Below are 22,036 nucleotides of genomic sequence, written 5' to 3'. Positions count from 1 at the left end.
TCAGGAAGCCGCGGCCTCGCCGGCCAGCAGGCCGAAGGTCGCAGCGCGCGCCAGTCCGCCCAGATAGACCGAATCCGGCCCGCCATCGAGGCCGCCCGTGGCCGAGCCCGCCGCGAACAGCCCCGGAATGACACCGCCGTCGCACGAGACGACCCGCGCCGAGGGATCGATGGCGATGCCGCCCATCGTATAGGTGATCCCGGCGCACAGGCGGATCGCCATGAATTCCGGCCCCTTGATCGGCCAAGCCGCACCGGAAAGCGTATCAGTGCGCGAGCTTCTTGGCGGGTGAAGCTGCGCGGTGCTGCCGGTGGCGACCGCCGCATTGTAGTCCGCCACCGTCCGCGCCAGATTTTCGGCGGGCAGGCCGGCGGCATCGGCCAGCTGCTCCAGCGTATCGGCGCGCAATATGGCGACGCCGCGCTCTTCGAAGGTGGGATTGGGAGGCAGCAGGAAAGCCCGACCCGGCCCTTCCCAGATGGCGCGGTCGAAGACGACAAAGGACGACAGGGGATCGGGCAAGGCCGCGATGGCATTGGCCAGCGGCACGCCGCCCTTGCCCTCGTCGGTGAAGCGCCGCCCGTCGGGACCGACCACGATGGCCGAGGACCCCAGGATGTCCAGGATCGGATAGGGCCAGAGCCGGTCGTCGCGGATCGCCTCGGCCGCCTGGACATGGCCATAGAAGCGGTCGAGACCCACGAGCTTCGCGCCGACCGCCGCCGCCATCTTCAGCCCGTCCCCGCGCCCGGTTCCGGCCCCGCGCCGGCACAGGCTTTCCGGGCGCGGCGAGATATGCTCGCGCACCAGTTCGGAATCGCCCTGAAAGCCGCCGTCGGCGATCACCACGGATTTGGCGACAATCCGCAACATGTCCCCATCGGCCCGCACGGCCTCGAGCCCCGAGCAGCGCCCGTCCATGGTCAGAAGGCTGCGCCCGCGCCAGCCGCGCAGGAACGCGCCCCCGGCCTCGGTGAAATCCCGTCCCAGCCGTTCCAGCAGGCGCTCTGCCCCCTTGTCGGGCCAGTGATTGGGAAAGCCCGGCTCGCGCAGGCTGAAGGGCACCAGCATCCGGCTCATCCAGGGAAAGTCGCCGCCCTGCCCGAAATCGGCGCCATTCACGGCCAGCCATGCGATCGCCCTGCCGGCATTCGCGGCATAGGCATCGGCAAGGCCCGGATCGGGGCAATCCCCGCCAGCCCGGCTTATCGCGTCGCGCAGCACGGCCGGCCCCGCAGTCACGTCCTCGAACGCGACATGGAACACGCCGCCGGTATAGCGCGAGTTGGCAGGGTAGCGCCCCTCGCCCGCCTCGAGCAGCACCACCCTGGCACCCAGCTCGGCCGCGCGCCGGGCAGCGACCAGGCCGGCCAGGCCCGCGCCCATGACGACCACATCCGCATTCATTTCCATCTGTATCTGCCCTTCACGCCGCGCCTGCATGGCCAAGATAGGAACTGGTGACGGCCGCATTGCTACGCAGCTCGACGCCGGGACCATGAACCGTCACCTTGCCGACCGAAAGCACGAAACCGTAATCGGCCAGCGCAAGCGCCTCGTCGGCATGCTGTTCGACCAGCAGCATGGTCAGCCCCTGCGCGCGCAGCCCGGACAGCACGTCGAAGATCTTTTCAACGATCAGCGGCGCAAGACCCAGCGACGGCTCGTCCAGCAGCAGCAGCCGCGGCTCGGCCATCAGGGCCCGGCCGATGGCGACCATCTGCTGCTCGCCGCCGCTGAGGGTGATTGCGCGCTGTCCGGCGCGTTCCTTCAGGCGCGGGAACAGATCGTAGATGTAATCCAGCTTGTCGCGGAAAGCGGCTTCGCGGTTCTTGACCCGCCGCTGGCGGTGAAAGCCCAGCCGCAGGTTCTCGGCCACGGTCAGGGGGCCGAAAAGCTGGCGGCCCTCGGGGACCTGGATGATGCCCATGTCCACGACCTCGGCCGGGCCCAGCCCGGTGATGTCGCGTCCCTCGAAGGTAATGCGGCCGCCATAGGTGGTCACCAGCCGCGAGATCGTGTTCACCGTCGTCGATTTGCCGGCGCCGTTCGAGCCCACGACCGAGACGATGGTGCCCGCATCCACCCACATGGAAACGCCGTGCAGCGCCTCGGTGCCCTTATATCCGGCCCGGATGTTGTCAAGCTGCAGCACGGCTACCCCTCCGCCCCAGATAGGCCTCGATGACCTTTTCATCGGATTGCACTTCCGAGGGCACGCCCTCGGCGATCTTGATACCGTGGTCCAGCACCACGATCCGGTCGCAAAGCCCCATCATGAAGTCGATGTCGTGCTCGACGATCAGGACGGTGACGCCCCGTTCGTTCAGGACGCGCAGCATGGCGCCAAGATTGGCCGTCTCGGTGCCGTTCAGACCGGCCGCCGGTTCGTCCAGCAGCAGGATGCGCGGCTCGATGGCCATGGCGCGGGCGATCTCGACCAGGCGCTGCTTGCCATAGGGCAATTCGCCGATCTTCTCGTCGGCCAGATCCTCCAAACCGACGAATTGCAGCAGTTCCATGGCCTTCTCGGTGACACGGCGCTCCTCTCGCAAGCTGTGCCGCAGGCCCAGAAGCGTGCGCAGCAACCCGTCGGGAAGCTGCGGGTGAAAGCCCATCAGCACGTTCTGCAAAACGGTCATGCCGGGGAACAGGCGGACGATCTGGAAGGTGCGCGACATGCCGATCGAGGGCCGCTTGTGCAGCGGCAGGGCGGTGATCGACCGCCCCTCGAACAGGATCTCGCCCACCGACAGTTGCGCCACGCCGGTGACCAGGTTGAACAGCGTCGACTTGCCGGCGCCGTTCGGCCCGATCAGGCCGACCACCTCGCCGCTGCGCACCGAGAACGAGACATCGTTCACCGCGACCAGCCCGCCGAAGCGCTTGGTGCCGTTGCGCAGTTCGAGCAGCGGCGCATCCTGGCCGATGTTCGGGGTCATCGCGTTCATCTTGCACCTCCCTCGACAACGTTCTTGGCGACGGGCTGGCGGGCCGGCGGACGCGACCGAAACAGCCTTGTGCCCCAGCGCTCCATGACGCCGGAAAGCCCGTTCGGCAGGAAGATCAGGAACACGCCCAGGCACAGGCCATAGATCAGCGTCTCAAGCTCGCCGAACCGGGCGAGCGCCTGGGGCGCAAGCACCACGACGATGGCGCCGATGACCGGCCCGAACCGGGTGCCGAGGCCGCCGACGACCGCGATGGTCAGCAGCGAGACGATGACCGGGAACTCGCCGAAACTGGGGTTGACCTGGCGGCTGACAAGGCCGAAGCCGATGCCCCCGACCGCAGCATAGACCGCAGCCAGGACGAATACCCGCAGCTTGACCGCGGTGACGTTCACGCCCAGCGACTCGGCCCCCGTCTCGTCGTCCCGCACCGCCTGCATCGCGCGGCCCAGATGGCCCGAGATGATGAAGTTGTGGATGACAAGGCCGATGGCCGCGACGATAACCAGCGTATAGTAAAGCCCGGCGCGGCTCATGCTCCAGTCGCCCATCGTGATGGTCGGGATCTGGATGCCAGCCGATCCGCCGGTGAACTCGACCCACCTGTTCGTGAGCCCGACCATCATCAGCGAAAAGGCCAGCGTCGCCATGGCGAGGTAATGGGTGCGCAGCCGCAGCAGCGGCAGGCCGATCACCGCGGCCACGCCGGCCACGATCAGCACCGCCGCCGGCAGGGCGGCGAAGGGCGACCAGCCCAGCCTGGCCTGAAGCATGGCGAAGCCATAGGCGCCGATCGCAAAAAACGCCTGTTGTGCCATCGAGATCTGGCCAGTGATGCCATAGAGAAGGTTGAACCCCATGGCCAGCAGCGCAAAGACCCAGATGATCGAGACCATGCGAAGCTGATAGCCGCTGGACAGCAGCGCCGGCAGGATCAGCGCGGCGACGACAATCAGCACGATGGCAAGGTTTCCATTCCGGAACATACTCCGCATCTCGCTTACCTCCGGGCGGCTTCGAAGTCCCCGAGCAGGCCATAGGGCCGCACGAACAGGATCATGAGAATGATGAGGAAGATGATCGGCTCGGCATAGAGGCTGTTGCCGTAGCCGGCGATCATCGCTTCGGCGACGCCGATGGCCAGGCCGCCGGCCGCGGCAGCGAAGGGACTGCCAAGACCCCCTAGGATGGCCGCCATGAAGCCCTTGACCGTCAGGGCCACACCGATGGAAATCTGCCCGCCCAGCAGCGGCCCGATCAGCACGCCGGCAAGGCCGCTGACGGTGGCGCTGAACAGGAAGGCGAAACGCACGATCCGGTCCGAACGGATGCCCATCAGCAGCGCCACCTTGGGGTCGACGCCGGTGGCGCGGATCGCCAGGCCGAACGAGGTGCGATAGAGGATGAACCAGGTCAGCCCCAGAAAGGCCACGAAGGCGCCGATGATCGCAAGCTGCTGCCAGTTGGTGATCAGCGGGCCCACGGTCATGGGCTCCATCGGCAGGATGTTGGGCACGGAAAGCTGGTTGGGGCCCCAGACCAGAAGCGCCAATCCCATGGTGGTGATGGCAAAGGCCATGGTGCCGATCATGATGGTCAGGGGTGGGGCACCGCGCCTGCGCAGCGGCAGATAGACCGCGAATTCAAGCGCAAGCGCCATGGCCAGCACAACCCCCAGCGTCAGGACCAGCGCCACCGGAAGCGACAAATTGTAGGTTGCCATGAACAGGATCGCGGACATGGTGCCGATCATGACGAATTCGCCCTGAGCGAAATTGATCACGCGGTTGGCGCCATAGATCAGCGAAAGCGAAAGTCCGACGAGGCCGTAGACGCTGCCATTCGTAAGACCCGAGAAAAGCAGGACACTGAACTTGTCCATGTAACGGCCTCCCTTCTTGGTTGGTTTCGGGCGGCCTCCGCGACCGAGATCGCGAAGGCCGCGGAGCCAGTCAGTGCGCCGGGACGAACTTGCTCAGATCCGGGGGAACCAGATCGGCCCCGCCATTGGCAACCGTGGTGAAGATGAACCAATCCTGGTCGGGCGAACCGTGCCGCTTGTCGTCGGCGAAGCTGTAGCTGGCGGTTTCCTTGCCTTGCAGCCCCTTGAACGTGCCTTGGGCCAGCACGCCATCGCGCAGAGCGGTGCGTGCCGCCTGGATGTCCCCGCCTTCGATGGCGGCCATGACATCGGGCCGCGCCATGACTTGAAGGGCGACCATGCCGGCGTCGTAGCCGATCACCGGATAGAGGGTCGGCTGGGTCTCCTCGCCATAGGCCTGTTCATAGGCCTGGAAGAACGCCTGCACATCCGCCCGCCCGGTGTCCACGGTGTTGGGGATCAGGATGCCGTCGCTGGCCGGGCCGGCAATCTCGCGCAGTGTCTTCAGCAGCGCGCTGCGGCTGACGACCACGGGCTTGCCCACCTGCAGCTGATCCAGCGTCTTCAGCACCCGCGCCCCGTCGGCGGGATAAGGAAAGACCAGCACCGCCTCGGCATCCGAGGCCTTCAGGTTCAGCACCTGCGGCGAAAGATCGGTCGCCGCGATATCGTATCCTTCCTCGGCCACGACCGAGATGCCGTGTTCGGCAAGATACTTGCGGGCGACGGTGGCGCTGTCCAGACCGAAGGGCAGCGTGTTGTAGATCAGCGCGACCTTCTTGAAGCCCTGCTGATCCAGCAGCTGCGCATAGGCGATCGCGTCCTGGGCGTTGCGCGGGCCGAAGCGGAAAAGCCAGGGCGCCGGATTGTCGGTCAGGTTGTCGGTGCCCGCCGACAGCATGAAGAACGGAATGTCGTATTCACCGGCAATGGGCATGACCGCCGCCGCGGGACCGGCGGGATTGCCGCCGATGATCAACAGCGCATTGTCGTCCTCGGCGCAGCGGGCAGCGAAGCTTGCGGAAAGCTGGGGGTCGGTCTTGCCATCATATTCGATCATCTCGATCATGTGGCCGTTGATGCCGCCCGCGGCATTCGCGGCCTCCACCGCCATCTTCAGGCCGCGATAGCTTTCATTGCCGGTATCGGCAGCCGCGCCGCTGCGATCATCGATCGAGCAGATGCGGATCGCATCCTTGGACAGCGCCGTGCCCGCCATGAGCGCGGTCATTGCCAACGCCAGGCCGCCGGTCCTCAGCAACCCTTTTCCTGTTCTTGTCATTCGCTCCTCCCTCGATGACATGTTCCGTTGTACCGGGCCCGTGTTCATGCCGCCGGGCTCCGACGGTTTCGCTAGGCCGACAAGGCCTCCTGCTTGTCCCAGACCGAATGGGCGCCGGCGGCGCCCTGAACCACGGGCAGGCTCATCTCTCCTACCCCGCTGATGGAGATGGTCACCACGTCGCCACCGACCACCGGCCCCACGCCCGCGGGCGTGCCGCTGGCGATGATGTCGCCCGGGCACAGCGTCATGACCGAAGAGGCCATGGCGATCATCTCGGGGATGTCGACGATCAGATCGCGGGTGCTGGCCTGCTGGCGCAGTTCGCCGTTCACGCGCAGCTCAAGGCTGATTGCGGCGGGATCGGCGATCTCGTCGGCGGTGACGATATGCGGACCCAGCGGGCAGAAGCTGTCGAAGGACTTGCGCATCACCCGCTCTTCGCGGCCGCGCACCACCATGTCGAGCAGGCAGGAAAAGCCGAAGACATGCTCCATCGCCCGCTCGCGGGGAATACCCCTCCCGCCCTTGCCGATGACGACGGCCAGTTCGCATTCGTGATGGATGTCGCGATCCGGCAAAGCGGGCAGGACGATGGGATCGGACGGCCCGCTGAGGCTGGAATTAGCCTTCAGGAAGAAGCCCTGGCCGCTGGCCTTGAAGGTCGAGATCAGCCCGACCTTCGAGGTGATCTGCTCCTCGATATGGGCCTGGTAATTCGCCGGATAGGCGATCAGCTTGTTGGGCCATTGCACCGGTGCCTCGAGCCGCAGCTGCGCCGGGTCGAGGCGCGGTCCGCCGGCCACCGCCTCTGCAATGGCCTGGCGCAAGCCGTCGAAATCCGCGATCAGCCGGACCATGCCCACCGGCGGCCAGCTTCCGGCCGGGACGCCGGACAGCGCGGTAATATCGACGATGCCGTCTTCCAGCGCGACTCCGATGCGGCCACCGTCAAAACCGACCAGCTTCATGACTCACCTCCGGCCGGGGCGATCTCGGCATCGTGTTCGCCAATGGCCGGCGGACCCGAGCGCGCCGTCATCAGTCGGTCGTCAAAGATCGCGGGATGCCGCGCCGTGCGGATCGGGCCGATATGCGAGTCGACTTTGCTGAAGATCCGGTTATGGGCCACCTGCCCATCCTGAAGGAACTCGTCCAGGCTGAATACCGGCGCGGCCGGCACGTCCTGCTCGGCGAAGACGCGCAGCCAGTGCTTCGTGTCCTTCTGCACGACCACCTCGCCCACGCGGCGGAAGAATTCATTCGCCATCGCGACGGGATCGGGCATCCGCTTGAAGTCCTCCTTCCACTCCGGGCGCTCGATGGCGTTGAGGGTCTTGGACATCTGCTGCCCGTTCGCGGGCGAGATCACGACATAGCCATCCGAGGTCGCGAGTACCTGCGACGCCGGCGGCTTCCAATCGCTGCGGTCGTTCTGGAAGGTGCGGTGCTGGAACATGTCGGGAAAATTGAAATAGCCCATCACGTCCAGCATCGGCAGCTGGATCACCGCGCCCTTGCCGGTGCGCTCGCGCTCGTAAAGCGCGGCCAGAACCGCCTGGGCGCCGAACGTGCCGGTCACCTTGTCGACCATGTTGAAGGGCGTCACGGCAGGCATGCCGTTGCGGCCCTCGGAGGCGACGATGCCGGTGCGGCCCTGGATCAGCGAGTCGAAGGCCGGGGCATTGGCAAGCGCGCCGCTTTTGCCGAAGCCGTTGATCGACAGCCGGATCAGCCGCGAATTAAGCTCGCGCACCACATCCTCGCCCAGGCCCAGCGATTCGGAAACACGCGGGCGCCAGTTCTCGATCAACACATCGGCGGTCGTCAGCAGATGCTTCAGCCGCGCCATGCCCTCGGCCGTCTTCAGGTCGATGACGATGCTGCGCTTGCCGCGGTTGGCATTGGTCCACGAGGCGCCAAACCCGTCGCGATTATGGCCGAACCGGCGAAAGCCGTCGCCCCCGGGCGGCTCGACCTTGATGACGTCCGCCCCCAGGTCCGACAGCATCATCGACGCGAACGGGCCGGTCAGAAAACTCGATGTTTCGATCACTGTGATCCCGCTCAGGGGGCGGTCGGCGATGGTAGGGCTTTCGATCGTCATCTTCGATTCCGATTTACTTCATTGGATGAACCATTGATACTTTATCCCATTCATGCTGTAAAGTCTCATTCGCATGATTTGCTTCGGCCGTTCCTGGCCAGAAAGGAGAACACCATGACATATCTGCTTGCCGGAAGTCTTGAGACAGCACCCGCCGGCGAACGCTTTCGCGCGCTCGTCGAATCGCAGGACATCCTGCAATTGCCGGGCGCGCATAACGGCCTGGCCGCGATCCAGGTCAAGCGCGCGGGCTTCCAGGCCGCCTATCTGTCCGGGGCGGCGATGAGCGCGTCCATGGGCCTGCCGGATCTTGGCATCATCTCGGTCGAGGATGTCTGCTTCTTCATCCGGCAGACCGCGCGCGCATCGGGGCTGCCGGTTCTGGTCGACGGCGACACCGGCTATGGCGAGGCACTGAACGTCATGCACATGGTCCGCGCCTTCGAGGATGCGGGCGCGGCGGCCGTGCATCTGGAAGACCAGTTGCTGCCCAAGAAATGCGGGCATCTGAACGACAAGAAGCTGGCCGCGCCACAGGACATGGCGGCCAAGATCGCCGCGGCGGCCAAGGCGCGCCGGCATCTCTACATCGTCGCCCGCACCGATGCTGCCGCCAGCGAGGGCATGGAGGGCGCTGTGGCCCGCGCGAAGCTCTATCTCGAGGCGGGCGCGGATGCGATCTTCCCCGAGGCGCTGACCACGCCCGAGATGTTCCGCGAATTCGCCCGGCAGGTGGACGCACCGCTTCTGGCCAACATGACCGAGTTCGGCCGCACGCCCTTTCTGACGGCGCAGGAGTTCCAGGAGCTGGGCTACAGCATGGTGATCTGGCCGGTCAGCTCGCTGCGCGTCGCCGCCCGTGCGCAGGAACAGCTTTACGCGACGATTCGCGACACCGGTGCCACCAAGGCGATACTGGAGCAGATGCAGACCCGGGCCGAGCTTTACGACACCATCGGCTATCACGAGTTCGAGGCCCTGGACGCCTCGATCATCGCCACGGCGCTGCCCTGAAACGATAGCAGGCCCCGCAGAGCGCGGGGCCTTGCCTTTGAATGCCGGGGCGGTCGGGCCTATGCGCCCGACAGGATGGAATCGGCGATCTTCTCGGCCGCCATCATGGTCGGGAAGTTGATGTTGCCCGAGGGGATCACCGGAAAGATCGAGGCGTCGCAGACGCGCAGCCCGCCGATGCCGCGCACCCGGCCCTGCGGGTCAAGCACCGCCAGCGGATCGTCGGCGGCGCCCATCCGGCAGGTGCAGGACGGGTGCCAGACCCCGACGCAGGCGCCGCGTACGAAAGTCTCCAGCGCCTGCGGATCGGCCAGCAGCTCATGCAGGCCCGGACCGCCCGCGACCACCCGGCGCATCAGAAAGTCGCGCAGCGGTGCAGGCCCGTCCAGCAGGGTCGCAAGCGCATCGGTCAGCAGCTTGTTCTTGCGGCTCAGCATGCCGATCTGGCGGACCTTCTCGGAATAGCTGGCCGGGAAGGGGTTGGCGGTGGCGGCCTGCATCGCTCCACTCAGCTGGACGGCAGCCATGCGACGAAACCCATCGGTCAGCCGGTCCAGATCGCGGTTGTCCGAGAGCAGGTTGAAATCGACGGCCGGGTTCACCCGCCAGTCCGCGCCGCGCAGCCGCACCGCGCCCCGATCGGAATGGGGTTTGTTGACATACATCAGCATGGTGCCGATCCGGTCGCCTACCGCGTGCCAAGAAGTCTTGGTCACCCCGGCCACGAACATGTCGCCGGCCGGCGCACCGCCGATCTGCGAGGAATAGCGCCAGCCGACATAGATATGCCGCCGGCTCGGTCCCCCGTTCAGCCGCGACGCGCGGCGCAAGAAAGCGGCCAGCGCGATGGACGGATGTTCCATCAGGTTCTGCCCCACGCCGGGCAGGTTCTGCCGCAGCTCGATCCCGTTCTCGGCCAGATGCGCGGCCGGTCCAATCCCCGACCGCATCAGGATCGCCGGCGATTGCAGGGCCCCGGCGCTGAGGATCACGGTTCCGGCGCGATGCTGCTCCTCCTGCCCGTCCGGCCTGACCAGGCAGATGCCGGTGCAGCGCCCGGCGTCGAACACCAGCCGGCTGACCGTCGCATCCGAGCGGATGTGAAGATTGGCGCGCCGTCGGGTCGCATCGTCCAGATAGGCCATGGCCGAGGATACCCGCCGCTCGTCCCGGTTCGAGATGGCGATGGGGAAGTAACCGTCCTCGAACGGCCCGTTCTGATCGGGCAGGTAGCGATAGCCCTGCTCGGCAATCGCTTCGGCCAGCGCCTTGGCATGGCCGGGCCAGGCATCGGGGAAGATCCGCCGGACCGGGACCGGCCCGTCCTTTCCATGCAGCGGCCCGTCGAAATCGAGATCGGTCTCGACCTTGCGAAACCAGGGCAGGACCGAGTCCCAATCCCAGCCGGCCGCCCCCCGCGCCGCCCATTCGTCGTAATCCGAGGGACCGCCGCGATTGAAGAACTGGCCGTTGACCGAGGAGCCGCCGCCCATGATCCGCGCCTGTTCGTATTTGCGCGCCCGCGGCGGCGCCGCGCTGTTCGACGAAGCCACGCCTTCGGTCGTGACCATCAGATCGGGCCAGAGAAACCCCGGGTTCAGATAGGCCGTGCCCGGATAGCTGTCGAGGATCGCCGGCGGCTCCTCACCCACGGGCGTATCCGGCCCGGCCTCGCACAGCAGCACCCGGTTCGCGGCCCGCGCCGACAGGCGGTTGGCCAAGACACAGCCCGCCGAGCCGCCGCCCACGATGATGAAGTCATAGTCCGACATCTTGCTCCCGGCCCTTTTGGCCATCCCTTTCAGGCCAGCCTGATGGCCACGCTCTGCAATTCGGTATAAAGCTCCAGCACCTCGCGCCCGCGCTCACGGCCCCATCCGGATTGGCGGAAGCCGCCGAAGGGCAGCGCCGGCTCATTGACCATATGCGCGTTCACCGAGACGGACCCGGCCCGGATCTGCCGCGCAAAGCGGAGCGCCCTGCCGATGTCCGAGGTCCAGATGCCAGCGAACAGCCCGTATTCTGTATCGTTCGCGGTGTGGGCCAAGACGGCAAGGTCCTCGTCCTTGCCGAATTTCTGGGCCACCAGCACCGGGCCGAAGATCTCCTCGCGGACGACGCGCATGTCGGGGCGGGTATCGACCAAGACTGTTGGCGCAACGAAGTATCCCTCACTTTGCGGCTTGGCGCCCGAGCCCGCGATCCGGGCACCCTCGGCCAGCCCGCTGTCGATATAGTCCGATACCCGATCGCGCTGCACCGCAGATATCAGCGGCCCCAGCTGCGTTCCGGCGTCCAGCCCGTGCCCCAGCGTCATGCTGTCACCGATCGCCGCCACGCCTTCGACCACCTGGTCGAAAACCCGCTCATGGACGTAGAGCCGCGAGCCGGCCGAGCAGACCTGCCCGCTGTTGAGAAAGATGGCATTTGCCGCGCCTTGGATCGCCGCATCGATATCGGCATCGGGAAAAATGAAGACGGGGGATTTTCCGCCCAGTTCCAGCGTGACCTTCTTGAGGTTCCCCAGCGCGGCCTCGACAATCTTCTTGCCGGTGCCGGTCGAGCCGGTAAAGGCGACCTTGTCCACGCCCGGATGCCGGGCCAGCGCGGCACCGGCGCCCGAGCCGAAGCCGGTCAGGATGTTCACCACGCCGGGCGGAAACCCCGCCTCCAGGATCAGCTCGCCCAGTTTGATCGCGCTGAGCGGTGTTTGCTCGGCCGGTTTCAGCACCACCGTGCAGCCCACCGCCAAAGCGGGCGCCAGCTTCCAGATCGCCATCGACAGCGGAAAGTTCCACGGGATGATCTGCGCGACCACGCCGATCGGCACATGGCTGGTGAAGGCGTGCCATTCGCCTGGCAGCGAAACCTTGACGGTCTCGCCGTTCAGCTTGGTCGTCCAGCCAGCGAAATAGCGCACCATTTCGGCAACGCCAGCAATGCCGGCCCGGGCTAGGGCTAGGGGCTTGCCGTTGTCGACCACCTCGACCTGGGCCAGCAATTCGCCGTTGGCCTCGATCAGGTCGGCAAGGCGCATCAGCAGCCGCGCCCGCTCGGGCCCCGAAAAGCGCGACCAGGGCCCGTCCAGCGCCCGGCGCGCCGCCGCCACCGCCAGATCGACATCCTCGGCCCTAGCCTCGGATGCGGCAGCGACCACGGCCCCCGTCGCCGGATCGAACACCTCGAAGCGCCGCCCCTCGCTCGGGCTGACCCATTGCCCGTCGATCAGCAGCAGATGCCTGCCGGAAATGAAGCTGGCGGCGTCGGCGGAAAGCCCGGGGTGCAATGTCATCTGTCCACGTCCTGGTTGCGGTTCACGCGGCGGGCTGCGCCGCGGCGAACAGGGATTTCAGGTCAAAGCCGGGATCGGCCGCCTGCTCGGGGGTGGGCGACAGCCCGGCCGTCAGCAGGCGACGCGCGGCCATATGATCGGCAGGCCGGTTGGCGGATTCCACCGCGACCAGCCGATCGCCGCGATAGCAGAAGACCGAGAATTTCATCCCGGAGACATCGCCCCGCAGCACCTCGCGGTCGGTTCCCTGCGCAAGGCCGGCGATCTGCAGCTTGGCGCCGCCCTGGTCGCTCCAGAACCATGGCACCGCGTCATATGCGGCGGGCTTGCCGGTCAGCACGGCCGCGAGATGCCGGGCCTGGTCCATGGCGTTCTGGATCGACTCCAGCCGCGACGGCTGCAGGGCGAAACGCGAAGGGAACACCGCGCAATCGCCCAGCGCGAAGATGGAAGGATCGCTGGTGGCAAGGCGATCATCAACGACAATGCCATTGTCGCAATCGATCCCGGCATCCCGCGCCAACGCGACATGCGGCTCGACTCCGATGCCGACCACGACCAGATCGGCAGGCAGAAGGATCTCGTCCTCGAGTTCGACGGCGCTGATCTCGCCGGCTTCGGCAATCAGCCGGCGGACCTTGGCCTGCAGGAAAAGCTGGCTTCCCAGCGCGACGTGATGTGCCCGGAAAGCCTCAGCCATCGGCTGCGATATGGCACGTCCCATCAGGCGCGGACCGGCCTCGACGATGCTGACAGCCAAGCCCCATTCGCGCGCCACGGCAGCGAATTCCAGGCCAAGGAAGCCGCCACCGATGACGACGGCATTCCTGCTGCGCTCAAGCCGCTCCCGGATCGCGCGGGCATCAGCGATGGTGCGGATGCTGTGCACACCATCGATTCCTTCGGAACCCGGCAGCACGCGGTTCGCCGCGCCGGTCGCCAGCACCAGCTTGTCATAGCCGATGTCGCTTCCATCGGCGAGAATCAACCTGCGGCCCACCCGGTCCAGCCGCTCGGCCCGGGTGCCGATTCGCAGGTCGATCCCCTTGCTTTCGAAATGCACCGGCTGCTGGAAGGTCAGCGCCTCGGCGCCGATGGCGCCGCTGAGAAACGCCTTGGAGAGCGGCGGGCGCTGGTAGGGCAGTTCCGCCTCGTCCCCGATCAGGACCAATTGGCCCCGGTGGCCAGCATCTCGCAGAGCGCCGGCAAGCTGATAGCCGGCCTGTCCCGCCCCAACGATCACGATCTCGGAATCAGTCATTGTCGTCCTGCAGATGGATGACCAGAGCCGGGCACAGGCGGGCCGCCTCGCGCACCGCTTCGTGCTGATCCGCAGGCGGGTTCTCGTTCAGCACGATCACCAGCCCGTCATCGTCGTTCTGCGCAAAGACCTGGGGAGCCGCGACCACGCAAAGCCCCGCGCCAATGCACTTGTCCATATCGACCGTGATTTTCATTGCCATCCTCCTCATTGGCAGCCGCGGGCGCCGGGGCGCTTCGGGCGTTTCCCCCGTCACCAGGTGACGGGGAGCTTTTCGATACCGTAGACGAAAGCGTCATAGCGGAATTCCAGCTCCTCGACCGGGACCGCAAGCTTCAGGTTCGGGAAGCGCTGGAACAGCTTGCTGAACACGATCTGCAGCTCGGCCCGCGCCAGGGCCTGGCCCAGACATTGATGCGAACCGAAGCTGAAGGCCACATGATGCAGCGCCTTGCGGCGAATGTCGAAGCGGTCGGGATCGTCGAAGGCGGCCGGGTCACGGTTCGCGGCGCTGATCAGCGCCAAAACCCCGTCGCCCTTGCGGATCAGGGTTCCGCCAACCTCGACATCCTCCAGCGCCACCCGCGGACCGTTGTAATGCACGATGGTGTGGAAACGCAGCATCTCCTCGACCGCGCCCACCACCAGCGACGGGTCGGCCACCAGTGCGTCCTTTTGATCGGGGTGCAGCAGCAGCGAAAGGCAGCCAAGGGCGATCATGTTCGCCGTGGTCTCGTGCCCGCCCATCAGCAGAAGCTCGGCGGTCGCCAGCGCCTCCGCGCGGGTGATGTGGCCGGGCAGCATGTAGTTGTGCAGCATCCGGGTGATCAGGTCGTCTGCCGGCTCGGCCGCCTCGAGCTTGCGGGTGATCAGCCCGTCCAGATACTCGCGCATTTCGCGCCCGGCCCGCAGCGGAACTTCAGGGTCCGCCTTCAGGTCGAGCTTCTGCAGGGCGCGTTCGTGGAAATATTCCTGGTCCTCGTAGGGCACGCCCAGCATGTTCGAGATCACTGTGGTCGGCAGCGCCAGGGCGAAGACCTCGGCAAAATCGCAGCTGCCGCCCTTGGCCTCCATCTCGTCGAGCAGCCGGTCGACGAGATCGTTCAGATAGGGCTTCATCGCCTCGACGGTCTTGACCATGAACTCGCGCGAGAACATCCGGCGATGCTTGGTGTGTTCGGGTGGGTCCATGCGGATCAGCGTCGCGGGATGCTCGTTGCGTAGCAGCGACGCGCGCGCCGGCGCGATCATCGGATAGTTGGGCGTCGAGGGCACCGTGGAAAAGCGGTTGTCGCCCAGCACCTGCTTGACCTCGTTATGGCGGGTGACGATCCACGCCCAGGCGCCGTCCGGCATGCGGACCTTGCTCAGCCCCGGCTTCTTGCGGATTTCGGCATATTCCGCCGGCGGCGCAAAGGGACAACGCCGCATCGGAAAGTTCGGCAGCCCGTCTTCACCGACGGAACGCTCTGACGTGTCAATGGACGACGGGTACATTGCTTTCTCCTCCTTGGAACCTGTCCACCCAGGTCCCGTTATTCGGGTCGCTGCATCGACCGATGCAGCTTGTCGTATCGGCGCCGGTCAGGCCTCCTCAAGCCTACCGGTCCGGCCTTCCCTGTCCAGGACGATGCCGAATTCAGCCAGAACCTCTTCGGTATGCTCCCCCAGGACCGGCGGGCGCGAGACCTTTCTCAGCGGCGTTCCCGAAAGCTTCAGCGGATTGGCCAGAAGCTTGAAGCGGCCCGCCCGCGGATGATCCAGTTCGACCACCAAGTCGCGCTGGATGCGCGGATCCGCGAAAACCTCGTCGAAGGTCGCCACCGGCGCGAACATGGTCCCGGCTTCCAGAAGCACCTTGTTCCAATGCGCCATGGGCTTTTTTGCAAAGGCTCGCGCCAGCCCGGCATCGACGATCTCGCGATGGGCCAGACGCCCCTCCTTGGTCGCAAGGCGCTCATCCGCCAGGAGATCGTCAGCCCCCACCGCCCCCGCCAACGCCCGCCAGAACTTGTCGGTATGGGCGATGATCATGACGTGGCGCTTGTCGGAGGTCTCATAGGTATTATAGGGCACGATCTGCCAATGCGCATTGCCCATGCGGGCCGGCGTATCGCCCGTCGAGAAGTAATAGGAATCGCGCGGGATCATGCTGTAGATGGTGGCGTCCATCATCGACAGGTCGATGCGCTGGCCCTTGCCGGTCTTCTGCCGGGCGTTCAGGGCGGCCATGACGCCGATGGTTGAAAGCAGGGGCGTGATCAGGTCGCAATAGGGCATGCCGGTCTTCAGCGGACCGGTCTTTTCGTCGCCGGTCAATTGCATCAGGCCAGACAACGCCTGGATCACCGGATCCATGCCCGGACGGGTGCTGTCGTCGCCTTCAGTCCCGAAGGCGGTGGTCTGGCAATAGATCAGCCCGGGATTCTCGGCGCTGAGTTCCTCGTAGGTGATCCCCAGCTTCTCGGCGATGCCCGGACGGAAGTTCACCGCGACGATGTCGACATGCTTCGCCAGTTCGCGGGCGGCTCGCTTGCCTGCCTCCGTGCCGAGATCAAGGACGACGCTGCGCTTGTTGCGGTTCATCGTCAGGAAATAGGCAGCATCGTCGCCCAGGAACGTCTCGCCTGTCTTGCGGAACGTGTCGCCCTGCGGCGGCTCGACCTTGATCACGTCCGCCCCGAAATCCGCAAGAAGCATGGTCCCCATGGGGCCGTTCATCATCTGCGTGAAGTCCAGCACGCGGATTCCATCCAAAGCACCGGTCATGACGCCTCCTTCTTTCTCGCCTCCGGCATCGACCGAATGGCACATTGGCTCAACCTTTGACTTTTATCCTCAACTGCTGGATAGAAGTCAAGCAGAAATAGACAGGACTTTCGGAAAGGTGCCCTATGTACAAAACCCCCGGCTTTATCGACGTCACCGCAAGCGACGGCCACGTCCTTTCGGCCTGGTGCGCCGGCCCGCCCGCAGCCACCCGTTCGCTGGTCGTGGTGCAGGAAATTTTCGGCGTGAATCACTACGTCCGCTCGGTGTGCCAAAAACTGGCTGATCTGGGCTATCGCGTCATTGCCCCTGCTCTTTTCGACCGCGTCAGCCGCGGCTATGAGCGCGGTTACAGCCGCGAGGAGGCGCAGGAGGGCATGGCAATCCGGCGCCAACTCGACGAGGCCCTGGCGCTCGACGACATTCTGGCGGCGGCAGCGCTGCTGCCCGGACGCAAGGGAATCATCGGCTTCTGCATGGGCGGCGCGCTGTGCTGGCAGGCCGCTTCGCGCAGCACGGCTTTCGATGCCGCGGTCGGCTGGTACGGCACCGGAATCGCCGCCGATCTCGATGCCCGGTTGAACTGTCCCGTGCAGTTGCACTATGGCGACAAGGATCACGCCATCCCGCTGGAGGACGCGCTGCAGGTGCGGAACGCCCGCCCGGATGTCGAGGTCTTCATCTATGAAGCCGGGCACGGCTTCGGCTGCACCGAGCGGGCCAGCTATGTGGAACCCGCCGCCACCCTGGCCTGGCAGCGCAGCCTGGCCTTTTTCGACCGTCATATGGACGGCAAGCCGTAGGCCGGGTCGGGCAGATAGATGAAAAGGCGCGGCGGGTTTCCCGCCGCGCCCCGAAGCTGCCGATCAATGCCGCGCTCAGGCCGCACTGCGGATGCCCAGCGCCTGGCCGTCGGCGATGCCGCGCACGGCGTCGATGATCTCGCTCGGCCGCGCCGGGGCGGCGTCGTCGCGCCAGACCACTTGCCCGTCCGGCCGCACCAGGACGAGCCGGCGTTCGTAAAGTGCCGCGGCTTCGGCATTGTCGATGGCGACGACCCGGAACGGCACCCCGCGCGCTGCCGCCTCAGTGGCAAGCCCGTCGCCGGAGGGCGCATCCTCGCCAAAGCGCAACAGGACGAATTCCTTGCCGAACAGGTCGAGAATCGACTTGCCGGGCTCAAGCCAGACATGCGGCGCGCGCGAGCCGGGCCGCGAGGTCGGGGTATAGGTCTGCACGGTATCCTCGGGACGGGGCGTGCCGTCGGGAATGACGATGGGCGAGCCCTCGAACATATAGCCAAGATGGATGCCGATCGAGAACCATTCCCGCTTCATCAGCTCGGTATAGGCCTCGCCGAACTCGCGGCGCTTCTGCTCCGCTTCGGGGGTGTCGGCGAACATCTCGGGGCCCGGAGAAACCACCCGCGGCGACAGCATCCGCTTGAGGTTGCCGGTCGCCTCGGACACGTTGCGGATCGCCACCGGCCGCATCTCTGCCTCGTAGGAGCCCAGCAGGTTCGGTCCGCCCCAGCCCTCGATCGTCGCGGCAAGCTTCCACGACAGGTTCACCGCGTCCTGGATGCCCGTGTTCATCCCAAAGCCGCCGGTGGGCGAGGTCAGGTGCGCCGCGTCCCCGGCCAGGAAAACCCGCTTGGTGCCATAGCTGTCCGCGACTAGCTGGCGACGGACCCAGGGCAACAACGACAGGATCTCGAAATCGAACTCCTTGCCGACCGCGCGGATGATGGCTGCGCGCATCACCTCCTCGGAATGGGTCTGCATCCTGTCGTCCCCCACCAGCGAGAAGCGCCACTGGTCGCGGCCGTTGATGGCGACGAGCGTGGCCCAGGTTCCCTCGGGGCCGATGAAGATATAGCGATAGGCCGGGCGCAGGTGGTGCAGCCCTTCCAGGTTTTCGGTGCGGAACACCACATTGGTGGTATAGGTCAGGGTCGGCTCGCCCGACATGGCGATGCCCAGCGCCTGCCGCACGCTGCTGGCCCCGCCATCCGTGCCGACCAGGTATTGCGAGCGGATCTCGAAGGTCTCGCCGCTTTCGAGGTCGCGCAGCGTGCTGAGAACGCCGTCCTCGTCCTCGACGAAGCCGATCAGCTCGGTGCGGTAGCGCAGGGAGACATACGGATACTGGCTGGCAAAGCGGCGCAGCACCGGGTCGAAGAAATTCTGCGGGCAGCGCTCGCGCTTCTGCGGGCTTTGCGCCGGGCATTTCTCGTCCTGCGGGGCCGGAAAGACCTCGCGCCCGAATTCGTGGCCGGTCAGCGACGTCACCCAGGCGCAATCCTGCGGATAGGCGCGGTTGTAGCCGGCACTTTCCACCCAGGGCACGATGCCCCAGCGGCGGCAGAACTCCATGGTGCGGATGCCGACCATGTCCATTTTCGGTTGCAGGATCTGGCCGTCGCTCCGCTCGACCAGCGTGCAAGCGGTGCCGCGAAAGCCCAGATCCCCGGCGAGCGCCAGGCCGATCGGGCCAGCGCCGACGATCAAAACAGGAGTGTCCATACTTATCTTCCCTGAATGGTGGCAGGCGCAGCGCGCGCCTGGTGACTGCGGGCAAGGCCCGCGACGAGGTTCCGCGTCAGGCCGGCTGCTCGCGATAGAAGCCGAGCTTCTCGAGGGCGGGGATGTCGTTCACCTGGAACAATACGGCTTCGCTTTGCCCGGTATTGAGATGCTCATGCACGGCCCAAGGCGGCAGCGCCAGGAAATCGCCCTTGGCCCACTCGAAACGCCGGCCGTCGATGATCGTCGCCCCCTCGCCCCGCACCACGTAATAGACGGCACTGCCAGTGTGACGATGCGCGCGCGTGTGCGTGCCCGGACGCAGCATCTGCAGCCGCGTGCCGATGGTCGGCAGGGCCGACTCGCCGGTCAAAGGGTTCTGATATTCCAGGATCACGTCGTCATAGGGATCCGGGTCGAGCCCCGCTGCCTGCCGCAGCGCCTCTTCAGACATGGCGCTAGTATAGGCGAGCAGCGGGCTGTATTTCTTCGGCTCGGGCCGGCGCAGCGGCCGCATCAGGCCGCTGCCGAAGCGGCGATAGGATTCGTCCGGGATCACATTGGGTGTCTGCCGCGCGGATTCAAAATCCTCGAAGAACACGGCATGGCAGGACCGCACCAGCGAGATGTCCAGGACATCGATCCAGACCATCGGCTCGCTGCCCTTGTGTTCGTGATCGTGCCAGGTCCAGTTCGGGGTCAGCACCAGATCGCCCTCGTTGATCTGATACATTTCGCCGTCGACGGTGGTATCGGCCCCCTCGCCCTGCATGATGAAGCGCAATGCCGAGGCCATGTGACGGTGCGCCGTCGCGATCTCTCCGGGCAGGATATACTGGATCGACACCCAAAAGGTCGGCGTCGTGCCATAAGGCAGTCCAGGATTGCTGAGTTGCAGGGTCCGGCGCGCGCCCCCCGCCTGAAGCTTCAGCCGCGAGCCGATCTGTTCCAGCTGTTCGGCAATATCCCCGGCCTTCCACAGGACCGGCACCATGGAGGAATTCGGCTCCTTGGTGAACAAGGGGCGGTCGGGCGAGCTGACCCGAAAATTGTATTTCTCAAGTTCGGCAATCAGCGTCCGCCGCTCATCGGCATCAACCATCTGCACCTCAGCCATGCACTCCTCCATTCATATCAGCCGGTTACAGTGGACCGTCAGCCCCATCCGGGCCGGAAGATCCCATGCCCTCGAAGCTATCATGTGCCAGCGGAAAGCATTTGTCAATGGATCAACCATTAGGTTTTGCTTGCACCCGCACAAAACACGATGCCGAGTATGGAGAGCGAAATCTGAAGAGGTCCAATGCGACGGCGAGGCACCCCGAACATGCAGCGTCTCGGCAAGTGTCACCGGGGGTTTTTTGGCGACGTGGCGTCGCTTGCCGATCTGCAAAAGATGGAATCTGTCCGAGCCATGCGCAGCCCGGACAGCGGATGCGTTCAAAGCATCGAGACGAACTTCGTCACCAGATAGGGCTCGGTCGTCTCGGCGCCGCCCTCGCTGCCATAGCCCGAATCCCGGATCCCGCCAAACGGCACCTCCGGCAGGGCGACGTTGATGTGGTTCACGGACACCGAACCGGCCTCGACTTCGCGGGTGATGCGGTTAGCCAGCGACAGTTCTCCTGTATAGGCATAAGCGCACAGGCCATAGCTCAACCGATTGGCCTCGGCGATGGCCTCGTCGGCGGTTTCGAAACGGAACACTGCGGCCACCGGGCCAAAGGGCTCCTCGTTCATGATCCGCGCATGAGGGGGCACATCGGTCAGCAGGGTCGGCGCAAGGAAGCTGCCCAGCCGGGGCAGGTCGCCCGCTCGCTCCCTGACCACGGGAGAGCCACAACTCGCCGCCTCTTCGATCAGCGAATCAACAGCATTCTTGCGTGCATCGCTCACCAAAGGCCCCATGCCGGTACCGGCCGCCAGCCCATCGCCGACGACGATCTGCCGTGCCGCTTCGGTCCATTTCTCGACGAAGCGTTTGTGAATGCCCGCCTGCACCAAAAGCCGCGTCGGCGAGGCGCAGACCTGACCCGCATTCATGAACTTGAACCCGACAAGTTCGGGAATCGCCCGATCCAGATCGGCATCGTCAAAGATCAGCACCGGCGCATGGCCGCCTAGTTCCATCGTCGCGGGTTTCATATGCTGCCCCGCCAGCGCGGCGATGCGCTTTCCGACTTCGGTCGAGCCGGTGAAGGTCACCTTGCGGACATGCGGATCGGCAATCAGCCTTTCGCTGACGGCCTGTGGATCGCCCGAGATGACCTGCACTGCATTGGCACCAATTCCGGCCTCGACAAAGGCCTGGATCAGAAGCGCAGGCGTCGCAGGCGTGTTGCGCGAACCCATCAGAATCACCGAGCACCCCGCCGCCAGAGCCGAGGACAGCTTGCGTGCGGCCTGCAACATGGGAAAATTCCATGGCGTGATCGCCAGCACCGGGCCAATGGGTTCGCGCAGGACCATTTGCCGGGCTTGCGGATTGCGCGGCGGAATCACCCGACCATAGGTGCGCTTGGCCTCTTCGGCACACCAGTCGATGACGTCCGCGGACGTCAGCACCTCACCGACGGCCTCAGTCAGCGGCTTGCCCTGCTCCAGCGTGATGACATGCCCGATCTGGTTTGCCTGATCGCGCAACCGTTGCGCCGCCGCCCGCAATTTCAGGCTGCGATCATGGGCCGGCACGTCGCGCCAGGCCAGAAAGCCAGTCCAGGCGGCGGCAGCGACTTCATCAAGATCACCGGCCCCAACCTGGGCCGTTTTGCCGATCACGCGGCCCGTCGCGGGATTGGACACCTCATACGTTGCGTTGTCGGCCCCCTGGCGCCAGACGCCCGCGATCAGCAGTTCGGAATTCGGATAATCAACAGCGCTCATATTACCTCCCGCCGCGTGAAACTTGTGAAAGTTATGATTGACATACCACATAGGTCAATGGAAGAACCAT

The 22,036-nt window shown here is 65.6% G+C and carries 19 protein-coding genes; 2 read left to right on the top strand and 17 right to left on the bottom strand.

The window, feature by feature from the left end:
* The 8 genes from IT40_RS03805 to IT40_RS03770 all read right to left on the bottom strand — a co-directional run bounded on the left by IT40_RS03805 (window position 1) and on the right by IT40_RS03770 (window position 8,222).
* Window positions 1–1,413: an FAD-dependent oxidoreductase gene (locus IT40_RS03805; RefSeq protein ID WP_036750833.1), complete on the bottom strand. Its 1,413-nt coding sequence runs from the start codon at window positions 1,411–1,413 to the stop codon at window positions 1–3.
* A gap of 13 nt (window positions 1,414–1,426) precedes the next feature.
* Window positions 1,427–2,155, bottom strand: coding sequence for an ABC transporter ATP-binding protein (locus IT40_RS03800; protein WP_036750831.1), 729 nt, complete (start codon window positions 2,153–2,155; stop codon window positions 1,427–1,429).
* Entirely contained in the window at window positions 2,142–2,951 is an 810-nt protein-coding gene (locus IT40_RS03795; protein WP_084196829.1) for an ABC transporter ATP-binding protein, read from the bottom strand. Before IT40_RS03795 ends, IT40_RS03800 begins: the two co-directional genes overlap by 14 nt.
* Complete coding sequence (locus IT40_RS03790) at window positions 2,948–3,937, bottom strand: branched-chain amino acid ABC transporter permease (RefSeq protein WP_052095726.1); 990 nt, start codon at window positions 3,935–3,937, stop codon at window positions 2,948–2,950. Before IT40_RS03790 ends, IT40_RS03795 begins: the two co-directional genes overlap by 4 nt.
* Window positions 3,938–3,951: 14 nt before the next feature.
* The gene (locus tag IT40_RS03785) at window positions 3,952–4,833 is read right to left on the bottom strand and encodes a branched-chain amino acid ABC transporter permease (RefSeq protein ID WP_036750827.1); all 882 of its coding nucleotides are present in this window, start codon (window positions 4,831–4,833) and stop codon (window positions 3,952–3,954) included.
* Between the two features lie 70 nt (window positions 4,834–4,903).
* Window positions 4,904–6,115 (bottom strand): ABC transporter substrate-binding protein, encoded by a 1,212-nt coding sequence (locus tag IT40_RS03780; protein WP_243700181.1) that lies wholly within the window; start codon window positions 6,113–6,115, stop codon window positions 4,904–4,906.
* Window positions 6,116–6,186: 71 nt separating this feature from the next.
* Window positions 6,187–7,086 carry a fumarylacetoacetate hydrolase family protein gene (locus tag IT40_RS03775; protein WP_036750816.1) on the bottom strand — a complete coding sequence of 300 codons (900 nt, stop codon included), beginning with the start codon at window positions 7,084–7,086 and terminating at the stop codon, window positions 6,187–6,189.
* Window positions 7,083–8,222: a CaiB/BaiF CoA transferase family protein gene (locus tag IT40_RS03770; protein ID WP_036750814.1), complete on the bottom strand. Its 1,140-nt coding sequence runs from the start codon at window positions 8,220–8,222 to the stop codon at window positions 7,083–7,085. Before IT40_RS03770 ends, IT40_RS03775 begins: the two co-directional genes overlap by 4 nt.
* A 114-nt stretch (window positions 8,223–8,336) precedes the next feature.
* On the opposite strand from IT40_RS03770, the gene prpB reads away from it, so the two are divergent.
* Entirely contained in the window at window positions 8,337–9,236 is a 900-nt protein-coding gene (gene prpB / locus IT40_RS03765) for a methylisocitrate lyase (protein WP_036750971.1), read from the top strand.
* A gap of 59 nt (window positions 9,237–9,295) precedes the next feature.
* Here the strand turns inward: prpB and IT40_RS03760 are convergent, their stop codons facing one another.
* The 6 genes from IT40_RS03760 to IT40_RS03735 all read right to left on the bottom strand — a co-directional run bounded on the left by IT40_RS03760 (window position 9,296) and on the right by IT40_RS03735 (window position 16,558).
* The gene (locus IT40_RS03760; RefSeq protein WP_036750967.1) at window positions 9,296–11,008 is read right to left on the bottom strand and encodes a GMC family oxidoreductase; all 1,713 of its coding nucleotides are present in this window, start codon (window positions 11,006–11,008) and stop codon (window positions 9,296–9,298) included.
* A gap of 29 nt (window positions 11,009–11,037) precedes the next feature.
* Window positions 11,038–12,528, bottom strand: coding sequence for an aldehyde dehydrogenase family protein (locus IT40_RS03755; protein WP_036750810.1), 1,491 nt, complete (start codon window positions 12,526–12,528; stop codon window positions 11,038–11,040).
* 22 nt (window positions 12,529–12,550) lie between these two features.
* The gene (locus IT40_RS03750; RefSeq protein ID WP_036750807.1) at window positions 12,551–13,789 is read right to left on the bottom strand and encodes an NAD(P)/FAD-dependent oxidoreductase; all 1,239 of its coding nucleotides are present in this window, start codon (window positions 13,787–13,789) and stop codon (window positions 12,551–12,553) included.
* The gene (locus tag IT40_RS03745) at window positions 13,782–13,985 is read right to left on the bottom strand and encodes a ferredoxin (protein ID WP_036750803.1); all 204 of its coding nucleotides are present in this window, start codon (window positions 13,983–13,985) and stop codon (window positions 13,782–13,784) included. The genes IT40_RS03750 and IT40_RS03745 overlap by 8 nt, the downstream gene beginning before the upstream one ends.
* 56 nt (window positions 13,986–14,041) lie before the next feature.
* Window positions 14,042–15,286 carry a cytochrome P450 gene (locus IT40_RS03740; RefSeq protein WP_244273994.1) on the bottom strand — a complete coding sequence of 415 codons (1,245 nt, stop codon included), beginning with the start codon at window positions 15,284–15,286 and terminating at the stop codon, window positions 14,042–14,044.
* 87 nt (window positions 15,287–15,373) lie between these two features.
* A complete protein-coding gene (locus IT40_RS03735; protein WP_036750965.1) occupies window positions 15,374–16,558 on the bottom strand; it encodes a CaiB/BaiF CoA transferase family protein in 1,185 nt (394 codons plus the stop codon).
* Between the two features lie 125 nt (window positions 16,559–16,683).
* Here IT40_RS03735 and IT40_RS03730 point away from each other — a divergent pair, with 125 nt between their 5' ends.
* Window positions 16,684–17,361, top strand: coding sequence for a dienelactone hydrolase family protein (locus IT40_RS03730; protein WP_036750799.1), 678 nt, complete (start codon window positions 16,684–16,686; stop codon window positions 17,359–17,361).
* A 75-nt stretch (window positions 17,362–17,436) separates the two neighbouring features.
* Here IT40_RS03730 and IT40_RS03725 read toward each other — a convergent pair whose 3' ends face one another.
* The 3 genes from IT40_RS03725 to IT40_RS03715 all read right to left on the bottom strand — a co-directional run bounded on the left by IT40_RS03725 (window position 17,437) and on the right by IT40_RS03715 (window position 21,966).
* On the bottom strand, window positions 17,437–19,083 hold the full coding sequence (locus tag IT40_RS03725) for an FAD-dependent oxidoreductase (protein WP_052095725.1): 1,647 nt from the start codon (window positions 19,081–19,083) through the stop codon (window positions 17,437–17,439).
* Window positions 19,084–19,159: 76 nt separating this feature from the next.
* Entirely contained in the window at window positions 19,160–20,200 is a 1,041-nt protein-coding gene (locus IT40_RS03720) for a cupin domain-containing protein (protein ID WP_036750961.1), read from the bottom strand.
* A 323-nt stretch (window positions 20,201–20,523) separates the two neighbouring features.
* Window positions 20,524–21,966 carry an NAD-dependent succinate-semialdehyde dehydrogenase gene (locus IT40_RS03715; RefSeq protein ID WP_036750797.1) on the bottom strand — a complete coding sequence of 481 codons (1,443 nt, stop codon included), beginning with the start codon at window positions 21,964–21,966 and terminating at the stop codon, window positions 20,524–20,526.
* Between the last annotated feature and the right edge of the window lie 70 nt (window positions 21,967–22,036).

Origin of the sequence: Paracoccus versutus (assembly GCF_000763885.1) — a bacterium.
GTDB classification, from domain to species: Bacteria; Pseudomonadota; Alphaproteobacteria; order Rhodobacterales; family Rhodobacteraceae; genus Paracoccus; species Paracoccus versutus.
The sequence above is the reverse complement of the archived record's forward strand: the minus strand, read 5'-3'. Positions and strand labels throughout refer to the sequence as shown.